The organism is Shimia haliotis, from assembly GCF_900114415.1.
Classification (GTDB): domain Bacteria; phylum Pseudomonadota; class Alphaproteobacteria; order Rhodobacterales; family Rhodobacteraceae; genus Shimia; species Shimia haliotis.
In genome coordinates this window covers 190,645-207,915 of sequence record NZ_FOSZ01000004.1, presented here as the reverse complement: position 1 = coordinate 207,915, position 17,271 = coordinate 190,645, and the positions used below count along the sequence as shown (strand labels likewise).

The window sequence follows — 17,271 nt, the reverse complement described above, 5'->3', positions numbered from 1 at the left end:
AAAACTGCAATATAGGTCATCAGTTCTGACTTTTATATTCGAAACGCTCATATTACACACCTACGACTGAAGAAAACCGGAGGCAGCTGACGTGGCAAAGCAACCTATGCTGAAATTCGTGACCGTAGATCGGGACATGCCCGAGAAACGTGACGCGAGTGTGCGCAAAGAAGATTTCAATGAAATCTACGCAGAGTTCGCAAAGGCGAAGGCCGAAGAGCAGGCGAGCCGGTGCAGCCAGTGTGGTGTGCCCTATTGCCAAAGCCATTGCCCGTTGCACAACAACATTCCTGATTGGCTGCGGCTGACGGCAACCGGTCGTCTGGAAGAGGCTTATAAGGTGAGCCAAGCCACCAACACCTTCCCTGAAATCTGTGGCCGGATTTGCCCGCAGGACCGTCTGTGTGAAGGCAACTGTGTGATTGAACAGTCTGGCCACGGCACCGTGACCATCGGGTCGGTTGAGAAATACATCACCGACACCGCCTGGGAAGAAGGTTGGGTGCAGGCGATTTCTCCGGCGCAGGAGCGGTCCGAGAGCGTCGGCATCATTGGTGCCGGCCCAGGTGGTCTTGCAGCTGCGGATCGTCTGCGTCGAGCGGGTCTGCAGGTGACGATTTATGATCGCTATGACCGTGCGGGCGGCCTGCTGACTTACGGCATTCCGGGCTTTAAGCTTGAGAAAGATGTGGTCATGCGTCGCAACAAGCTGTTGGAAGACGGGGGCGTGACCTTCAAGATGAACTGCGAAGTGGGCAAGGACATCTCCTTTGCCGACATCCGCGCCGCGCATGATGCGGTGATCATCGCGACGGGCGTATACAAATCCCGTGATTTGCAAGGGCCGGGCGCAGGTGCCGAGGGCATCGTGAAGGCTATTGATTACCTGACCGCGTCCAACCGTCAGGACTTTGGGGACACAGTCGCCGAGATCGAAAGCGGCGAGTTGAACGCCGAGGGCAAAAAGGTTGTTGTCATCGGCGGTGGCGACACGGCGATGGACTGTGTGCGCACGGCGATCCGTCAGGGAGCCGAGAGCGTGAAATGCCTGTATCGCCGCGACAAGGCCAACATGCCAGGCTCGCAGCGTGAAACACAGAACGCCGAGGAAGAAGGCGTCGAATTTGTCTGGCTGAGCGCGCCTAAAGGATTCACCGGCGGCGACAAGGTCGAAGGTGTGATGGTGCAGAAGATGCGATTGGGTCAACCCGATGCGTCGGGTCGTCAAAGCCCCGAGGTGATCGAAGGCGCGGACTATGTTGAAGACGCTGATTTGGTAATCAAAGCACTGGGCTTTGAGCCGGAAGATCTGCCAACACTTTGGGAGCAGCCGGAGTTGGAGGTGACCCGTTGGGGCACCATAAAGGCACAGTTCACTACAGGTGCGACGGATCTTGATGGCGTCTATGCCGTGGGTGACATCGTGCGCGGTGCGAGCCTTGTTGTTTGGGCGATTAAAGATGGCCGCGATTGTGCAGATGCGATCCTTGAGAAGCTTGATGCACGTGCGGCTGTAGCAGCGGAATAAGAGCCGTTTTTCGACGTCTGCAACACGTCGGTAAAACGTCGGTATTACGTCGGTGCCATTTCCAGAGCGACAGAACGCCGGAAGCACCGTGAGGTCAGCAAGCCTGACCTAAGTGAGAAAAGAGAGGGTTATGTTCATGACCAAGTACGATCAAAACTGGGTGCGCACAGAAGAAGCCAAACGCAAGTGGATGGCCGAAAACGGTCTGTATGACGAGAGCGAAGAGCACTCTTCTTGTGGTGTGGGTCTTGTTGTGTCCATCGACGGCAAACCAAGCCGCAAGGTTGTTGAAGCCGGTATCACCGCATTGAAAGCAATCTGGCACCGTGGCGCTGTGGATGCGGACGGTAAGACCGGCGATGGTGCGGGCATTCACGTGCAAATTCCGGTCAGCTTTTTCTATGATCAGATCAAGCGCACAGGTCACGAGCCGATCACGGATCAGCTAATGGCTGTCGGTCAGGTTTTCCTTCCGCGCACCGACCACGGCGCGCAAGAAGTGTGTCGGACGATTGTTGAAACCGAAGTTCTGAAAATGGGCTATCGCATCTATGGCTGGCGTCACGTGCCGGTCGATGTGACCTGCTTGGGTGAGAAAGCCAATGCAACCCGTCCTGAGATCGAACAGATCCTGATCACCAATTCCAAGGGGGTGGATGAGGACACGTTTGAACGTGAGCTTTATGTGATCCGTCGCCGCATTGAGAAAGCGGCCTTGGCGGCGAACATCACCGAGCTTTACATCGCGTCGCTGTCCTGCCGGTCGATCATCTACAAGGGCATGATGCTCGCCGAGCAGGTGGCGGTGTTCTACCCCGACCTGATGGACGAGCGGTTTGAGTCTGCGTTTGCGCTGTATCACCAGCGGTATTCCACCAACACGTTCCCGCAGTGGTGGTTGGCACAACCGTTCCGCATGTTGGCGCACAATGGTGAGATCAACACGCTCAAGGGCAACCTGAACTGGATGAAGAGCCACGAGATCCGCATGGCTTCGGCGTCCTTTGGCGACTTTGCCGAGGATATCAAACCGATTGTGCCGGGCGGGGCGTCTGACTCTGCCGCGCTGGATGGTGTGTTTGAGGTTCTTGTGCGTGCTGGGCGCTCGGCGCCGATGGCGAAAACCATGCTGGTGCCTGAGTCGTGGTCCAAGCAGGCGGTGGAACTGCCGCAGGCGTGGCGCGACATGTATTCCTACTGCAACTCTGTGATGGAGCCGTGGGATGGTCCGGCCGCACTGGCGATGACCGATGGTCGTTGGGTCTGTGCGGGTCTGGACCGCAACGGCCTCCGCCCGATGCGCTATGTTGTGACCGGTGACGGGCTGCTGATTTCCGGCTCTGAGGCGGGCATGGTGCCGATCGATGAGGCCAACGTCGTTGAAAAAGGCGCGCTTGGTCCGGGGCAGCTTTTGGCCGTGGATATGAAAGAGGGCAAGCTATATCACGACACCGAGATCAAGGACAAATTGGCCGCTGCGCGCCCGTTTGGCGAGTGGGTCGGCAAAATCCGTGATCTGGCAGGCGAGCTTCAGAGTGTTGAAGAGACCGCAACGTTCAGCGGCGAAGAGCTGCGTCAGCGTCAGATAGCTGCGGGCTTCTCGATGGAAGAAGTCGAACAGATCCTCGCGCCGATGGCCGAGGACGGCAAAGAGGCGCTGGCCTCGATGGGGGATGACACCCCGTCGGCGGTTTTGTCGAAACTCTATCGCCCGCTCAGCCATTTCTTCCGACAGAATTTTTCTCAGGTGACAAACCCGCCGATCGACAGCCTGCGTGAATACCGCGTGATGTCGCTCAAGACGCGCTTTGGCAATTTGAAGAACGTGTTGGGCGAAGACGGCAGCCAGACCGAGATTGTCATGCTGGAGAGCCCGTTTGTGGCCAACAAGCAGTTTGAGAAATTGCTTGAGGCGTTTGACGACGCGGTGGTGCGGATCGACTGTACCTTTGATGCGGATGCGGGCGATGGCGCTTTGCAAGCCGCCTTGGAGCGTATCCGTGCTGAAGCAGAGGACGCTGTGCGGTCCGGTGCCGGTCACATCGTTCTGAGCGACGAAGCGCAGGGTGCCGCCAAAGTGGCGATGCCGATGATCCTTGCGACCAGCGCAGTCCACAGCCACCTGACGCGCAAAGGTTTGCGGACGTTCTGTTCGCTGAACGTGCGGTCGGCTGAATGTATCGACCCGCACTATTTTGCAGTGCTGATCGGTGCCGGTGCGACCGTGGTGAACGCTTATCTTGCAGAGGACACACTGGCGGACCGCATTGCGCGCGGTTTGGCGGATGGCACGCTGACCGAGAACATGGCGCGTTATCGTGAGGCGATTGACCAAGGTCTTTTGAAGATCATGGCGAAGATGGGGATTTCGGTGATTTCCTCCTATCGCGGCGGTCTCAACTTTGAAGCTGTTGGTCTGAGCCGTGCGATGTGTGCGGAATACTTCCCGGGCATGACCAGTCGCATTTCCGGAATTGGTGTGAGCGGCATTCAGCACAAGGCTGAAGAGGTGCACGCCAAGGGTTTCCTGAGTGGCACCGATGTGCTGCCGATCGGCGGCTTCTATAAGGCGCGCAAATCGGGCGAGACCCACGCGTGGGGCGCGCAGACCATGCATATGATGCAGGCGGCCTGTAACCGTGCGTCTTACGAGCTTTGGAAGCAATACTCCGCGAAGATGCAGGCGAACCCGCCGATCCATCTGCGTGACCTGCTCAACATCAAGCCGTTGGGTGACGCCATTCCGATTGAGGAAGTGGAAAGCATCACCGCAATCCGCAAGCGTTTTGTGACGCCGGGCATGTCGCTTGGGGCCCTGAGCCCGGAGGCGCACAAGACGCTGAACGTGGCGATGAACCGGATTGGCGCGAAGTCTGACTCCGGTGAGGGCGGCGAAGATCCGGCGCACTTTGTGCCGGAGCCGAATGGTGACAACCCGTCGGCAAAAATCAAGCAGGTGGCGTCGGGTCGTTTCGGTGTGACCGCTGAATACCTGAACCAGTGCGAAGAGCTGGAAATCAAAGTGGCACAGGGCGCGAAACCCGGTGAGGGTGGCCAACTGCCGGGCATGAAGGTCACCGACCTGATTGCGCGTCTGCGTCACTCGACCAAAGGTGTGACCCTGATTTCGCCGCCGCCGCACCACGACATCTACTCGATCGAAGACCTCGCGCAGCTGATTTACGATCTCAAGCAGATCAACCCGCGTTGTAAGGTGACGGTGAAGCTGGTGGCGTCCTCGGGCGTTGGCACAATTGCCGCCGGTGTGGCGAAGGCGAAAGCCGACATCATCCTGATCTCCGGCCACAACGGTGGTACCGGTGCGTCCCCTGCGACCTCGATCAAATACTGTGGTCTGCCGTGGGAAATGGGTCTGACCGAAGCACACCAAGTGCTTGCGATGAACAACCTGCGTGAGCGCGTGACCCTGCGGACCGATGGTGGTCTGCGCACGGGTCGTGACATTGTGATGGCCGCGATGATGGGGGCCGAGGAATATGGCATCGGCACCGCGGCGTTGATTGCGATGGGCTGCATCATGGTACGTCAGTGTCAGTCCAACACCTGCCCCGTGGGCGTGTGTACGCAGGATGAAGATCTGCGTGCGAAGTACACCGGTTCGGCCGACAAGGTGGTGAACCTGATCACCTTCTATGCGCAGGAAGTGCGGGAAATTCTCGCCTCGATCGGCGCGCGTTCTTTGGATGATGTGATTGGTCGTGCGGATCTTCTGGCACAGGTCAGCCGTGGCTCTGCCCACCTTGATGATCTGGATCTGAACCCGCTTCTGATCACGGTCGATGGTGCACATGACATCGTGTATGACCGCAAGAAAGAGCGCAACTACGTGCCCGACACGCTTGATGCGGAGATCGTACGCGATGCTGCGCGTTTCCTTGAGGATGGCGAGAAGATGCAGCTTTCCTATGCGGTGCAGAACACGCACCGGACGGTTGGGACACGCACCTCAAGCCACATCGTGCGCAACTTTGGTATGCGCAACGCGCTTCAGGAGGATCACCTGACGGTCAAGCTGACCGGTTCGGCTGGTCAGTCGTTGGGTGCCTTCGCAGCGCCGGGTCTGAAAATCGAAGTATCGGGTGACGCCAACGATTACGTCGGCAAGGGCTTGTCTGGCGGTACGGTTGTGGTGCGCCCGCCGATGCAGAGCCCGCTGACGGCGGCGGACAACACCATCATCGGCAACACCGTGCTCTATGGTGCGACCGACGGGTATCTGTTTGCGGCTGGCCGCGCGGGTGAACGTTTCGCAGTTCGCAACTCCGGCGCGAAAGTGGTGATCGAGGGCTGTGGTGCATGTGGGTGCGAATACATGACTGGCGGCATTGCGGTGATCCTTGGCGATATCGGTGCCAACTTTGGTGCGGGTATGACCGGTGGCATGGCTTATCTTTATGACCCTGAGGGGAAGGCAGAAAATGTCATGAACCTCGAGACCTTGGTGACATGTCCGGTGACAGTGGCGCATTGGGAAGATCAGCTGAAAGGGTTGATCGAGCGTCATGTGGCGGAAACCGGCAGTCGGAAGGCCGCTGACATCCTGCAACACTGGGACATGGAGAAAGCCAATTTCCTTCAGGTCTGCCCGAAAGAGATGTTGGTGCATATTCCGCATCCTTTGACCAACGACCCCGCAGCGGTTCCGGCAGAATAAAGCCAAAAGAAACCGGGCCATAAGGCCCGGTTTTTTGTGAGCGGCTTGAGTGAGAGAAAAGTGGTTTGCTGGTGAGTGGTTCAGTCGCCCGGAGCACCGAGATACCGAAAATGATGCGTGCGAGATTGAACCGGCGCACCAATCCGGCTTGTCCCTGCGAAGGTGCTGAGATCAAGAGCGGTTTCCGGAAGACTTGCGAGACAAGAGGGGCTGCTTTACTGCTCTGAAGGAGAGTGGAGCGGTGCCCTGTGGCGAAGAAAAAGAAGAAGACCCCTGACACACACTGGTTGCGTCGGCGTTGGTTGAAGGCGCGATACTGGGCGCGGCGCGCGGCTGTTTGGCTGGTGTCCTTCACGCTGTTTGCGCTTGTTCTTTTTGTCATTGTGAACCCGCCGATCACTTGGACCATGTGGGAAGAAAAACGCCGTTTAGGGCAGATTGATCACCAGTGGACGCCCATCGAGGACATTGCGCCGGTGATGGCGCGATCTGTTGTCGCCGCGGAGGACGCGAATTTCTGTTTGCATTGGGGGTTCGATGTGGTCGCCATTCGCGAGGCGATTGAGGGCGGGGGCAAGCGCGGCGCGTCCACTTTGACCCAGCAAACGGTAAAAAACGTTTATCTTTGGCAGGGCAGGAGTTACCTGCGCAAAGCCATTGAGGCAGTGCTGACTCCATTGGTGGAAATCGCTTGGTCCAAGCGGCGCATTCTGGAGGTTTATCTAAACGTTGCAGAGTTTGATGAGGGTGTCTTCGGAGTCGAGGCGGCGGCGCGGCAATATTTCGGGGTCGGACCGGAGGAGCTTAGCGCAACTCAGGCCGCACGGTTGGCTGCGGTGCTGCCAAATCCTAAGGCGCGGTCGGCCAGCAAGCCAACTGCCAAACTGCGCCGGCGGGCGGCCGCGATCATGGATGGGGCCGAAACCATACGCGGAGAGCCGCGCGGCGCTTGTTTTGCCGATTGAAAACCCCGTAAGGTCGGGGCATTGAAGGCAAAACACCAAAACCAAGTGATGTTGTGATGAATCGACTGTTCCATGTGCCGTTGTCCCCGTTCTGCCGCAAGGTACGCCTTTGCATGGCCGAAAAGCGGCTTGAGGTGGAGTTGGTGGAAGAGCGGTATTGGGAGCAGGATCCCGATTTCCTGCGACGCAACCCCGCCGCCAAAGTGCCGATCTTGAAGATGGACGGCAAGATGATGGCGGACAGCAACGCCATTTGCGAATACCTTGACGAGAAATATCCCGAGCCCGCCTTGTTGCCGCGAGATGCGGATGGCCGGTACGAGGTGCGCCGGCTGGTGGCGTGGTTTGACGACAAGTTTCATCACGAAGTGACGTCAAAGCTGCTTTATGAGCGGGTCAACAAGAAGCTCATGGGAACAGGGTATCCGGACAGCGCCAATGTCAAAGCGGGCGCCAAGGCGATCAAGTATCACCTTGATTATATGGCTTGGCTGCTGGATCACCGCCGCTGGCTTGCGGGCGATGTGATGACCATGGCGGATTTCGCGGCCGCGGCCCATCTTTCGGCATTGGACTATATATCAGACGTGGACTGGAACCGGTCATCGGTGGTTAAGGACTGGTATGCGACGATCAAGTCCCGCCCCGCGTTTCGCGCCATTCTGGCGGATCAGGTTCCCGGGTTCCCGCCGCCCGCGCACTATGCTGATCTGGATTTTTGATGCTGATCTAAATGGGGGGCCAGCCCCCCAAACCCCCCGAGGTATTTCCGGCAACAGGAAGGGGGCCGAATGGATGATTTAAAGGCGCAATTGGTGGCTGAGGCCAAGGCCATCGGGTTTGACATGGCGCAGGTGTGCCGACCAGATGCCGTGGGTCATGTGGCTGCCGGACTGGCCGGATTTCTCGACAAGGACTATCACGGAAGTATGGGTTGGCTGGCCGACAGGACGCATTGGCGCTCTGATCCTTCCGTGCTTTGGCCGGAAGCGCGGTCCGTGATTGTGTTGGGGGAAAGTTACACGCCGGAACATGACCCGCTGGCGGTGCACGGGATGCCCGATCGCGGTGCGATTTCTGTGTATGCGCAAAACCGTGATTATCACGATACGGTCAAAAAGCGGCTGAAAAGACTGGCGCGATGGTTGATTGCGCAAACCGGTGACGCGACACAGGTGAAGGTTTTTGTGGATACAGCACCGGTTCCGGAAAAACCACTGGGACAGGCTGCGGGGTTGGGGTGGCAAGGCAAGCATACCAATCTTGTCAGTCGGGATTTGGGGTCTTGGTTCTTTATCGGGTCGGTGTTCACGACAATTGAGTTGCCGCCGGATGCGGCAGAGATCGACAATTGCGGATCTTGCAGGGCCTGTTTGGATGCCTGTCCGACCGGAGCCTTTCCGGCCCCACATCAGATCGACGCGCGGCGGTGCATTTCCTATCTGACCATCGAGCATCACGGGCCGGTGGATGAGGATTTGCGGGCCTTGATGGGCAACCGGATTTACGGATGTGACGATTGCCTGGGCGTTTGTCCGTGGAACAAGTTTGCGCAAGAGGCACGAGAGGTGAAATATCATGCCCGTGCCGAGTTGGTGGCGCCCAAGCTGGCCGAATTGGCGAGCTTTGACGACGCGGGATTTAGGACGCATTTCTCGGGCTCGCCGATCAAGAGGATCGGGCGCAACAGATTTGTCCGAAATGTGCTATATGCCATCGGAAATTCAGGCGATTTGGCATTGTTAGAGACTACATTGGCTTTGTGCGATGATCCGGATGACGTGGTGTCGGACGCCGCGCGTTGGGCCGTTGGGCGGTTGCGCGATACGGGATGACTCGCATCCGGAGGAGGCGTTCAATCTGCGGGATCTGACCCGTGAAGAGCGGTCTTTAGCGGCGGAAAACTCGCCTCGATTATGGTCTATTTCTACGTGCGCCCGTTGGTGCGGCTGACCGCGCTGGATTTCGGCGACGCGCAAGAAATTTAAAGGTGTCGCAAACGGGCTGGCGTTGCGGTTCTGTCGCCGCTATCCGGTTTTTAGCGAACAGATGAGGGTTGGGCACAATGAGTCTGTCTTTGGGGGTGGATACCGGCGGCACCTATACCGATGCGGTGCTGATCAGAGATGAAAGCGATGTGATCGCCAGCGCAAAGGCATTGACCACGCGGTATGATCTGGCTGAGGGGATCGGTGAAGCGGTTTCAGCCGTTTTGGCGCAGGCCGCTGTTGATCCGGCACAGGTGACGCTGGCGTCTTTGTCCACAACACTGGCGACCAACGCTTTGGTTGAAGGACAGGGAGAACGGGTCGGTTTGATCCTGATCGGGTTTCGGGACGCCGATTTGCAGAAGCACGGTCTCGCCGAGGCGCTTGGCGGCGATCCGGTTGTTGTTCTGGCGGGCGGGCACGATCATGCAGGCGGAGAAAAAGCGCCATTGGATGAGGCGGTGTTGCGGCGCTGGCTTACCGAGCATGGGGATGAGGTGAGCGGCTTTGCGGTTGCGGCGCAATTTGCCACGCGCAATCCGGCACACGAGCAACGGGCCACGGCGATGGTTGTCGAGCTTACCGGTCGTCCGGTGAGCGCTTCACACCATTTGTCAGCCAAGTTGAACGGGCCAAAGCGGGCACTGACTGCTGTTTTGAACGCGCGGTTGATTGGTATGATCGATAGATTGATTTCGCGTGCCGAGGTTCGGCTTGGGGAATTGGGTGTGACCGCACCATTGATGGTGGTGCGCGGTGATGGGGCGCTGATCTCGGCCAAATTTGCACGCGAGCGTCCGATCGAGACCATTCTGAGCGGGCCGGCGGCGTCCATTGTGGGTGCCCGGTGGTTGACGCATGCGGATGACGCGCTCGTCAGCGACATTGGCGGCACGACAACAGATGTGGCTGTGCTGCGCGGTGGGCGGCCTGCGATTGATCCCGATGGTGCGCAGGTGGGGCCGTTTCGCACGATGGTTGAGGCGGTGGCGATGCGCACCTTTGGTCTTGGCGGGGACAGCGAGGTGCATTTTGTGGCCGAGGGGTTGCAGGGTGGCGTGACGCTTGGACCGAAGCGGGTGGTGCCGGTGTCGCTGATTGCGCTGGATGATCCCGAAGGCGTGCATGCGGCGTTGGATGCGCAGTTGTTGCGGACGGTGCCAGGCGAGCATGACGGACGGTTTGTGCGTGCGGTGCAGGGCGCGGGGCCGGTTGGGTTGTCGGAGCGGGAAGAGGCCCTGTTTCAGCGCATAGATGGCGTGATGCCGCTGGGCGATGTGCTGCGCAATCGGATCGAAATCAAGGCGCTGCGGCGGTTGGTGGAACGTGGGTTGGTGCAGGTGTCGGGTTTGACGCCATCGGATGCGTCGCATGTTTTGGGCAAGGTTGCGGCTTGGGATGCAGAGGCTGCAGAGAAGGCGCTGCGGCTGTTTGGGCGGCGGCGGACGGGGGCTGGGCAGACATTGGCGGCGGAGCCAGATGATCTTGCGTGGATGATTGTCGATCAGTTGACCCATCAGACGGGTTTGGCTTTGTTAGAGACTGCTTTTGCAGAAGAAGACATGGGGTTTGATCTGCCGCCGGATCAGTTGGCGCGGCATGTGTTGATGCTGCGCGGGTTGAATGGCGGGCATCGCGGGTTGATCCGGTTGGAGACGGGATTGGCGAGTGCTGTGATTGGTCTCGGTGCCTCGGCGGCGAATTATTATCCGGCGGTGGCGGAACAGATGGGCTGTGCGATGAAACTGCCGGAGCACGGTGGCGTTGCGAATGCGATCGGCGCGGTTGTCGGGCGTGTCACGATCCGGCGGGCTGGTACAGTGACGGCGCCAAGTGAGGGAAAATATCGGGTGCATCTTGAGGCAGGGCCAGAGGATTTCGCCAGCGAGAGCGAAGCTTTGACGCGACTTGAGATGCATTTGTCGGATCATGCGCGGGCGGATGCGGAAGCGGCAGGGGCCGAAGGCATCCGGTTGCGGGTTGAACGGGATGTGAAGCGGGCGAAAGCCGAAGCGCGTGATGTTTTTATCGAGGCAACGATCACGGTGGAGGCGTCAGGCCGGCCGCGTGTGGCGGAGGGTTAGACGAGCTCTCCGGCGTCCAGTGCCTTGAGGAAGCGGCGCGAGTCGGCGTCAACAGCGTCGAGTTTTTCGTCGCTCATGCGGGCGAGGTTTCGGTAGGGCATGCCGAGGCGCGGGTTGTTGCCGAGGCGCGCGCGATGGCGATTCAGGAAATCCCAGTAGAGGTAGTTGAACGGGCAGGCGTCGGGGCCGTTTTTGACGGATGGTTTGTAGCGACAGCCGGCGCAGTAGTTTGACATGCGATTGATGTAGGCGCCGCTGGCGGCGTAGGGCTTGGACGCCAGAACGCCGCCGTCGGCGAAGAGGATCATGCCTGACACATTTGGCAGTTCCACCCACTCAAAAGCGTCGGCGTAGACGATGAAGAACCATTCGTTAACCTCGTCTGGCGACAGGCCCGCGAGCAGGGCGAAGTTGCCGATCACCATGAGGCGCTGGATGTGGTGGGCGTAGGCCCATTTTATGGTTTGGCCGAAGCTCTGGGAGAGGCAGTTCATCTGCGTTTGGCCCGTCCAGAACATCGGTGGCAGGGGACGTTTGGCGTTTAGCGCGTTTTCACTGGCGTAGTCGGGCATGCGATACCAGTAGAGGCCGCGCACAAACTCGCGCCAGCCGAGGATCTGCCGGATGAAACCTTCGACAGCGTTCAGCGGCGCGTGGCCCTCGAAATAGGCGCGTTCGGCGGCGCGGATGCACTCCATCGGGGTCAGGAGCCCGATGTTGAGATAGAAACTGATGTGGCTGTGAAACATCCACGGTTCATCTGCGATCATGGCGTCCTGATAGGTGCCAAAGAGCGGCAGGCGGTGGGTGATGAAGTGGTCAAGGACTGCGATCGCGTCGTCGCGGGTGGTGGCGAAGTGGAAGGGGAGCAGGTCGCCAAAATGGTCTGGAAAGTGGGTGTCTACGAGGGCGAGCACATCGCGGGTGATGGCGTCGGGGGCTGTTTCAAACGGGGGCGGGATGTGCAGGCCAGATTTGGGCGGCTTGCGGTTTTCGGCGTCAAAATTCCATTGGCCGCCGATGGGGTCATTGCCCTGCATCAAGATGCCGTGTTTGCGGCGCATCTCGCGGTAAAAGAACTCCATGCGCAGTTGTTTGCGACCTTCGGCCCATGTGGCGAAGTCTTGGGGCGTTGCGAGGAAGCGGTCGTCGGGGAGGATGTGGACCGGAAGGTCTAGCGTGTTCTGCCACGTCTGCATTTCGGTGAGCAGGCGGTACTCGGCGGCTTCGGTGACGGTTATTTCTTGTGTTTTCGGCGTGATCGCGCGGCGAAGTTCCTCCAGCAGGCTGCCTGCGTTGTCGGGGTCGTCGTAGCGGATGTAACGGACAGTGAAACCGCGTTGGTGCAGTTCTTCGGCGAAGTGGCGCATGGCGGAGAAGATTAGGGCGATCTTCTTTTTGTGGTGTTTGACGTAGGTCGCCTCAGTGCGAACCTCGGCCATCAGGATGAGGTCGGTCGCAGGGTCTGCGTCGCGGAAGGTGGGCAGGTCGTGAGTGAGCTGATCGCCGAGGATCAGGCGGATTTGGCTGGTCATGTGGGAGATACGGGGGGGCGGCGGTGGTGGATTATCCTTGGCCCGGAAACAAGGCCGCAGGCCGCCGGGCCAGCGCCGGGTCCGGCGCTGGCCTTTGTTTCAGTCCCGAATTAGGCCGTCACATCCCGTTTCGGCAGTACCCAATCGGGGCGTGCAAAGTGGCAGGTGTAGCCGTTGGGGTTCTTTTCCAGATAATCCTGATGGAAGTCCTCCGCTTCCCAGAAATCGCCAACCGGCTCGACTTCTGTCACGACCTTGCCGGGCCAGAGGCCGGAGGCGTCGACGTCGGCGATGGTGTCGATTGCGCAGGCTTTTTGGGCCTCATCGACGAAGTAAATCGCAGAGCGGTAGGACATACCCAGATCGTTGCCCTGACGGTTGGGCGTGGTCGGATCGTGGATCTGGAAGAAGAATTCCAGCAGTTTGCGATAGCTGATGCGGGCGGGATCAAAGGTGATCTCGATGCCTTCGGCGTGGGTGCCGTGATCCTTGTAGGTCGCATTGGGAACGTCACCGCCGGTGTAGCCGACACGGGTGCCGATCACCCCGTCCATCCTACGGATGAGATCCTGCATACCCCAGAAACAGCCGCCTGCGAGAACTGCGCGTTCGCTCATTGATCGATCTCCTCTACTTGATCGAGATAGGCGCCATAGCCCTCAGACTCCATATCGGCGCGGTGGACGAACCGCAACGAAGCGGAGTTGATGCAATACCGCAGGCCGCCACGATCCTGTGGCCCATCTGGAAAAACGTGACCCAAATGGCTGTCGCCGTGTGTTGATCGCACTTCGGTGCGGATCATGCCGTGTGTGGCGTCGTGATGTTCGGTGACGTGGGCGGTTTCGATCGGCTTTGTGAAGCTGGGCCAGCCGCAGCCGCTTTCGTATTTGTCGGCGCTGGCAAACAGCGGCTCACCAGAGACAACATCGACGTAGATGCCGGGTTCCTTGTTGTTGAGCAGCTTGCCGGAGCCGGGGCGTTCGGTGCCGCTTTCCTGAGTGACCCAGAACTGTTCATCGGTCAGCGTGGCGACCACATCAGGGTCTTTGAAATATTTGGTCATGCGCGTCTCCTTTCAGGCACGGGTGCCTTCCCAATCTGGGATATGGGGCCTGAGACCCTTTTGAAAAGAGTAAACGCGGCGTGGTCAAGCCATAGTGATCGCATCTGAAGCAGCGGCGCGGGCGTGCGGAGAGGCCGCCTCGAACCGACCGTCATCGCGCGAGGGGCTGACGCCAAAAACGGCGCGGTAGGCTTTGGAGAAATGTGTCTGGCTGTTGAAGCCGCAGGCAAAGCAGATTTCGGAGAGCTTCATGTCGGTCTGAAACATCAGGTCACGAGCTTTGCGCAGGCGCAGACCGGTGTAGTGGGTTTTTGGCGTGGTGCCGAGATGTTTGCGAAACAGCCGCTCAAGTTGACGGGAGCTGAGACCGACGGCTGTGGCAACTTCGCCTGGCGTCAGAGGTGCCTCGATATTGGCGTTCATGATGTCCACAGCGTCCGAGAGCTTCGAGCTGCGCTTGCCGGCGCGCAGTTGCAAAGACAGGCGCTGGTTGTGGTGCGGGCTGCGCGGCGCGGAATAGACCATTTTCTCGGAAATGTAATTCGCCAGATCGCGGCCATGATCCCGCTCGATCAAATACAGCATCAGATCCATAGAGGCCGCGCCGCCAGCGCAGGTGAAATGCTGCCCGTCAATGGCGAACACACGGTCCAGAAGGTCGATGCCAGGGAAAACTTCGGCCATCGCGTTGTGGAAATCCCAATGCACGGTGGCCTGTTTTCCCGCGAGAAGCCCGGCAAGTGCCAGAACATATGTGGCCGAAGCGACCGAGCCGATCCGCACACCGCGGCGGGCCTCGCGCCGTATGAAATTGAGCACCTGCGGGGTGGCATGGCAGGCGATGTTGTCACCGCCACAGACGATCAAGGTGTCCTGGCGGTCAAGGTTTTCAAGGGGTCCGTCGACGATCTGCCCCAATCCGTTGGAGGCTTTGACGGGTTCGCCATCACAGGACAGCACATGCCATTCAAAGTGCGTCCGTCCGTCAAACCCACGCGCCATTCGAAGCGCTTCAAGAGCGCAGGAGAAGCTGATGTGGGAAAACTCGGGCAGCAGAAGAAACACGAAACGACGAGGTTTGGTTTCGCCCACGGGGCTGGCTTTGCTGCGGGAAATGTCGAGCGCCTGAGTCATGGCGTGTCTCCTGAAACGACGAGAAGTTCAGACTAGCCAGAGGGTTTGCGGTTTTGATCCAGTGAAATACCAATGAATTGGATAGGCGCAGGCTATGGATGCATTCACGGCGTCAATCCGAGACACGGGGCTGTGCCTCGGATTGACGTATGGGATCAGGCGACCGAAGCCGACAGCGCTGTGTCCATCAACTCTTTGATTTGTGTTTTTGAGGTTCCGGCCACGATGCGGCCGAGCTCCTGATCGCCTTTCAGGACAACCAGAGTGGAGCGGCGGGGAATCTTCAAGTCACGGGCAAGATCGGATTGCCCGTATTGATCATAGTCCACGTGGATAAAGGCGACTTTTGCTTCGTAGTCGGGGTTGGACTGCAACAGGGCATTTATTGCGCGATCTTGGGCGGCGCAGGTGCTGCACCACTCGGTTCCGAAAACCAGAAAAACGGTGTCGCCGGCTGCGAGGTGTTTTTTGACCAGGCCCGGGGTGTAGTTGGTGGTGGCATTGGCCAGTGCGGGCAGGGTCAGGGCCGCGGTTGCGGTGGCGAGAAAAGTGCGACGATCCATGTGAAACTCCTGTTGGGTCAAAGGGATACAGAAAGATCGATGAGCCACGCCGGCAGGATGCTGACGAGCCAGAATTCGATCATGTGGTGGACATTGAAAAAGAGAGCGAGGCCGGTCGCGAGAAAGACTGCTCCCATGATGGGGCGGGCTTTGGCGGCGATCCGGCGCAGGAGGGCCTGACGGTTTTGCAGTGCGGAGCGCGCGCCATAGCCAAGGCCCAAGATCAGGGTGGAAATGCCAAGGGCGAAGAACACCATGATGAGGGCGGCTTTGCCGAGGCTTTCGCCTTGGCTGGCAAGGGAAATTGCGCCCCCCAGCGTCGGGCCGATGCAGGGGGACCAGACCGCTCCAAGCAACAGGCCGCCAAGAAACTGGCCTTGCAGAGAGGAGTGATCCACGTTGTCGAGCGTACCGTCCGCGCGGGCTGCGACACCGGCGGTGGCTGTTGAGAACGCAGCGGAGAATTTCGGGACAAGCAAGATGGCTCCGAACACCATCATCAGCACAGCGCCGCCCTTGGCCAAAGTCTCAGGGGTGAGGCCAATGGCGTGGCCGAACACCGTGACCGCCATGCCAAGCACAACAAAGCTGAGGCTCATGCCCAATGCCAAGGCGGCAGGGCCATGGCGGGACGCGTTCAGGGCGGTGGTCAGCACGATCGGTAACACCGGAACAACGCAGGGGTTGATCAGCGTCAGCAGGCCCGCACCATATGCAAAGACAAATTCCATGCACCTGTTGTGCCAACACATGCGACTTATGTCATGTCAAACAGCGTTGACGAGGCTTCACTTGGGCGTGTGCGATTGTTTCGAAAGCTGCACCGCAAGGATGCCAGCGGCAATGATTACAACGCCGACAATGTCCGTGGCGGCAAGACGTTCACCAAGAATGAGCGCGGCGATGGCAACCCCGAAAAAGGGATTGAGAAAGTGGAACGTCGCCGCTTTGACAGCACCGATACGGGCGACAAGCGCAAACCAGATCCACGTGGCCAACAGGCCGGGGGCAAAAATTGTATAGGTCAACGCCGTCAGCATTCTTGGGGTCCAGTTGAACTCCCATGTTTCGAAGATGAGCGAGGCAAAAAAGAGGACGATTGCGCCGACAAACATCTGAAGGCCGACAATCATCATGACATTGCCACCCGCAGAGGCGTTGCGCACCGTCAGAGTGGCAACAGCCAGCGCCAAGGCGCCAATGACACAAAGGAGCACACCAAATAGATCGACGCCTTGGTCCATGCGTCCGCCCATTATGAGGACAACGCCGGCAAAGCCGACCACCAGCCCGATGGCGGCAAGCGGGCTTAGCCTTTCGCCCATCGCGGCCCACCCGAGGAAGGCGACGATCAACGGCATGGTCGAGGCGATGATGGAGGCCAATGAGGCTTCTATCGTGGTCATGGCGGTGAAATTCAGACCCAAATATAGCGCATTCTGACAGAGGCCGAAAATTAGCGTGGCCCGCCATTGAGCGCGGGTCAAATGCCATGTCTGACCCAATGCGCGGGCAATGAGAACTCCGATCACGCCGGCAATGGCAAAGCGGATCGACGATATCGCCAGCGGCGGCGCGTCCGCCACGATGATACGGGCCGAGGTAAAGGCTGAGGACCAGATGAAGGCAAAGAGAAGCCCCATGCCTATTGCGCGGATGTCCATATTGCCTGTCCTGAAATACCCCTGCTCGACGCGATCTAATCGCAAAGGAAAGGGGGTTACAACCGCCTC

Annotated in this window: 13 protein-coding genes; 6 read left to right on the top strand and 7 right to left on the bottom strand. The window is 59.0% G+C overall.

Translation table 11 applies throughout. From position 1 onward, the window contains the following. Positions 1-91 precede the first annotated feature (91 nt). The 6 genes from BM069_RS11625 to BM069_RS11600 all read left to right on the top strand — a co-directional run bounded on the left by BM069_RS11625 (position 92) and on the right by BM069_RS11600 (position 11,240). Positions 92-1,528 carry an NAD(P)-dependent oxidoreductase gene (locus BM069_RS11625; RefSeq protein WP_093323866.1) on the top strand — a complete coding sequence of 479 codons (1,437 nt, stop codon included), beginning with the start codon at positions 92-94 and terminating at the stop codon, positions 1,526-1,528. 136 nt (positions 1,529-1,664) lie between these two features. Next, a complete protein-coding gene (gltB, locus tag BM069_RS11620) occupies positions 1,665-6,203 on the top strand; it encodes a glutamate synthase large subunit (protein WP_093324141.1) in 4,539 nt (1,512 codons plus the stop codon). Between the two features lie 248 nt (positions 6,204-6,451). Next, on the top strand, positions 6,452-7,168 hold the full coding sequence (mtgA, locus tag BM069_RS11615; RefSeq protein WP_170846737.1) for a monofunctional biosynthetic peptidoglycan transglycosylase: 717 nt from the start codon (positions 6,452-6,454) through the stop codon (positions 7,166-7,168). 56 nt (positions 7,169-7,224) lie between these two features. Then, on the top strand, positions 7,225-7,890 hold the full coding sequence (fzlA, locus tag BM069_RS11610; RefSeq protein ID WP_093323863.1) for an FtsZ-binding protein FzlA: 666 nt from the start codon (positions 7,225-7,227) through the stop codon (positions 7,888-7,890). A gap of 69 nt (positions 7,891-7,959) precedes the next feature. Further along, on the top strand, positions 7,960-9,003 hold the full coding sequence (gene queG / locus BM069_RS11605) for a tRNA epoxyqueuosine(34) reductase QueG (protein WP_093323861.1): 1,044 nt from the start codon (positions 7,960-7,962) through the stop codon (positions 9,001-9,003). Between the two features lie 230 nt (positions 9,004-9,233). Continuing rightward, entirely contained in the window at positions 9,234-11,240 is a 2,007-nt protein-coding gene (locus BM069_RS11600; RefSeq protein WP_093323860.1) for a hydantoinase/oxoprolinase N-terminal domain-containing protein, read from the top strand. Here the strand turns inward: BM069_RS11600 and BM069_RS11595 are convergent. The 7 genes from BM069_RS11595 to BM069_RS11565 form a co-directional block, all read right to left on the bottom strand. Then, positions 11,237-12,775: a cryptochrome/photolyase family protein gene (locus BM069_RS11595; RefSeq protein WP_093323858.1), complete on the bottom strand. Its 1,539-nt coding sequence runs from the start codon at positions 12,773-12,775 to the stop codon at positions 11,237-11,239. The two genes, BM069_RS11600 and BM069_RS11595, sit on opposite strands and share 4 nt — an antisense overlap. Positions 12,776-12,885: 110 nt before the next feature. Further along, a complete protein-coding gene (msrA, locus tag BM069_RS11590; RefSeq protein WP_093323856.1) occupies positions 12,886-13,392 on the bottom strand; it encodes a peptide-methionine (S)-S-oxide reductase MsrA in 507 nt (168 codons plus the stop codon). Continuing rightward, on the bottom strand, positions 13,389-13,841 hold the full coding sequence (gene msrB / locus BM069_RS11585) for a peptide-methionine (R)-S-oxide reductase MsrB (RefSeq protein WP_093323854.1): 453 nt from the start codon (positions 13,839-13,841) through the stop codon (positions 13,389-13,391). Before msrB ends, msrA begins: the two co-directional genes overlap by 4 nt. Positions 13,842-13,925: 84 nt before the next feature. Continuing rightward, a complete protein-coding gene (locus BM069_RS11580) occupies positions 13,926-14,975 on the bottom strand; it encodes a GlxA family transcriptional regulator (protein WP_093323852.1) in 1,050 nt (349 codons plus the stop codon). 155 nt (positions 14,976-15,130) lie between these two features. Next, positions 15,131-15,538 carry a thioredoxin family protein gene (locus BM069_RS11575; RefSeq protein WP_093323851.1) on the bottom strand — a complete coding sequence of 136 codons (408 nt, stop codon included), beginning with the start codon at positions 15,536-15,538 and terminating at the stop codon, positions 15,131-15,133. 17 nt (positions 15,539-15,555) lie between these two features. Further along, a complete protein-coding gene (locus BM069_RS11570; RefSeq protein WP_093323849.1) occupies positions 15,556-16,269 on the bottom strand; it encodes a cytochrome c biogenesis CcdA family protein in 714 nt (237 codons plus the stop codon). A gap of 57 nt (positions 16,270-16,326) precedes the next feature. Beyond that, positions 16,327-17,202, bottom strand: coding sequence for a DMT family transporter (locus BM069_RS11565; RefSeq protein ID WP_093323847.1), 876 nt, complete (start codon positions 17,200-17,202; stop codon positions 16,327-16,329). Positions 17,203-17,271 lie beyond the last annotated feature (69 nt).

What these genes read in the sequence shown, in the direction of transcription:
- gltB (WP_093324141.1), top strand. Translation starts at nt 1,665, where the DNA reads ATGACCAAGTACGATCAAAACTGGGTGCGCACAGAAGAAGCCAAACGC.
- fzlA (WP_093323863.1), top strand. Translation starts at nt 7,225, where the DNA reads ATGAATCGACTGTTCCATGTGCCGTTGTCCCCGTTCTGCCGCAAGGTA.
- queG (WP_093323861.1), top strand. Translation starts at nt 7,960, where the DNA reads ATGGATGATTTAAAGGCGCAATTGGTGGCTGAGGCCAAGGCCATCGGG.
- BM069_RS11600 (WP_093323860.1), top strand. Translation starts at nt 9,234, where the DNA reads ATGAGTCTGTCTTTGGGGGTGGATACCGGCGGCACCTATACCGATGCG.
- BM069_RS11595 (WP_093323858.1), bottom strand. Translation starts at nt 12,775, where the DNA reads ATGACCAGCCAAATCCGCCTGATCCTCGGCGATCAGCTCACTCACGAC.
- msrA (WP_093323856.1), bottom strand. Translation starts at nt 13,392, where the DNA reads ATGAGCGAACGCGCAGTTCTCGCAGGCGGCTGTTTCTGGGGTATGCAG.
- msrB (WP_093323854.1), bottom strand. Translation starts at nt 13,841, where the DNA reads ATGACCAAATATTTCAAAGACCCTGATGTGGTCGCCACGCTGACCGAT.
- BM069_RS11580 (WP_093323852.1), bottom strand. Translation starts at nt 14,975, where the DNA reads ATGACTCAGGCGCTCGACATTTCCCGCAGCAAAGCCAGCCCCGTGGGC.
- BM069_RS11575 (WP_093323851.1), bottom strand. Translation starts at nt 15,538, where the DNA reads ATGGATCGTCGCACTTTTCTCGCCACCGCAACCGCGGCCCTGACCCTG.
- BM069_RS11570 (WP_093323849.1), bottom strand. Translation starts at nt 16,269, where the DNA reads ATGGAATTTGTCTTTGCATATGGTGCGGGCCTGCTGACGCTGATCAAC.
- BM069_RS11565 (WP_093323847.1), bottom strand. Translation starts at nt 17,202, where the DNA reads ATGGACATCCGCGCAATAGGCATGGGGCTTCTCTTTGCCTTCATCTGG.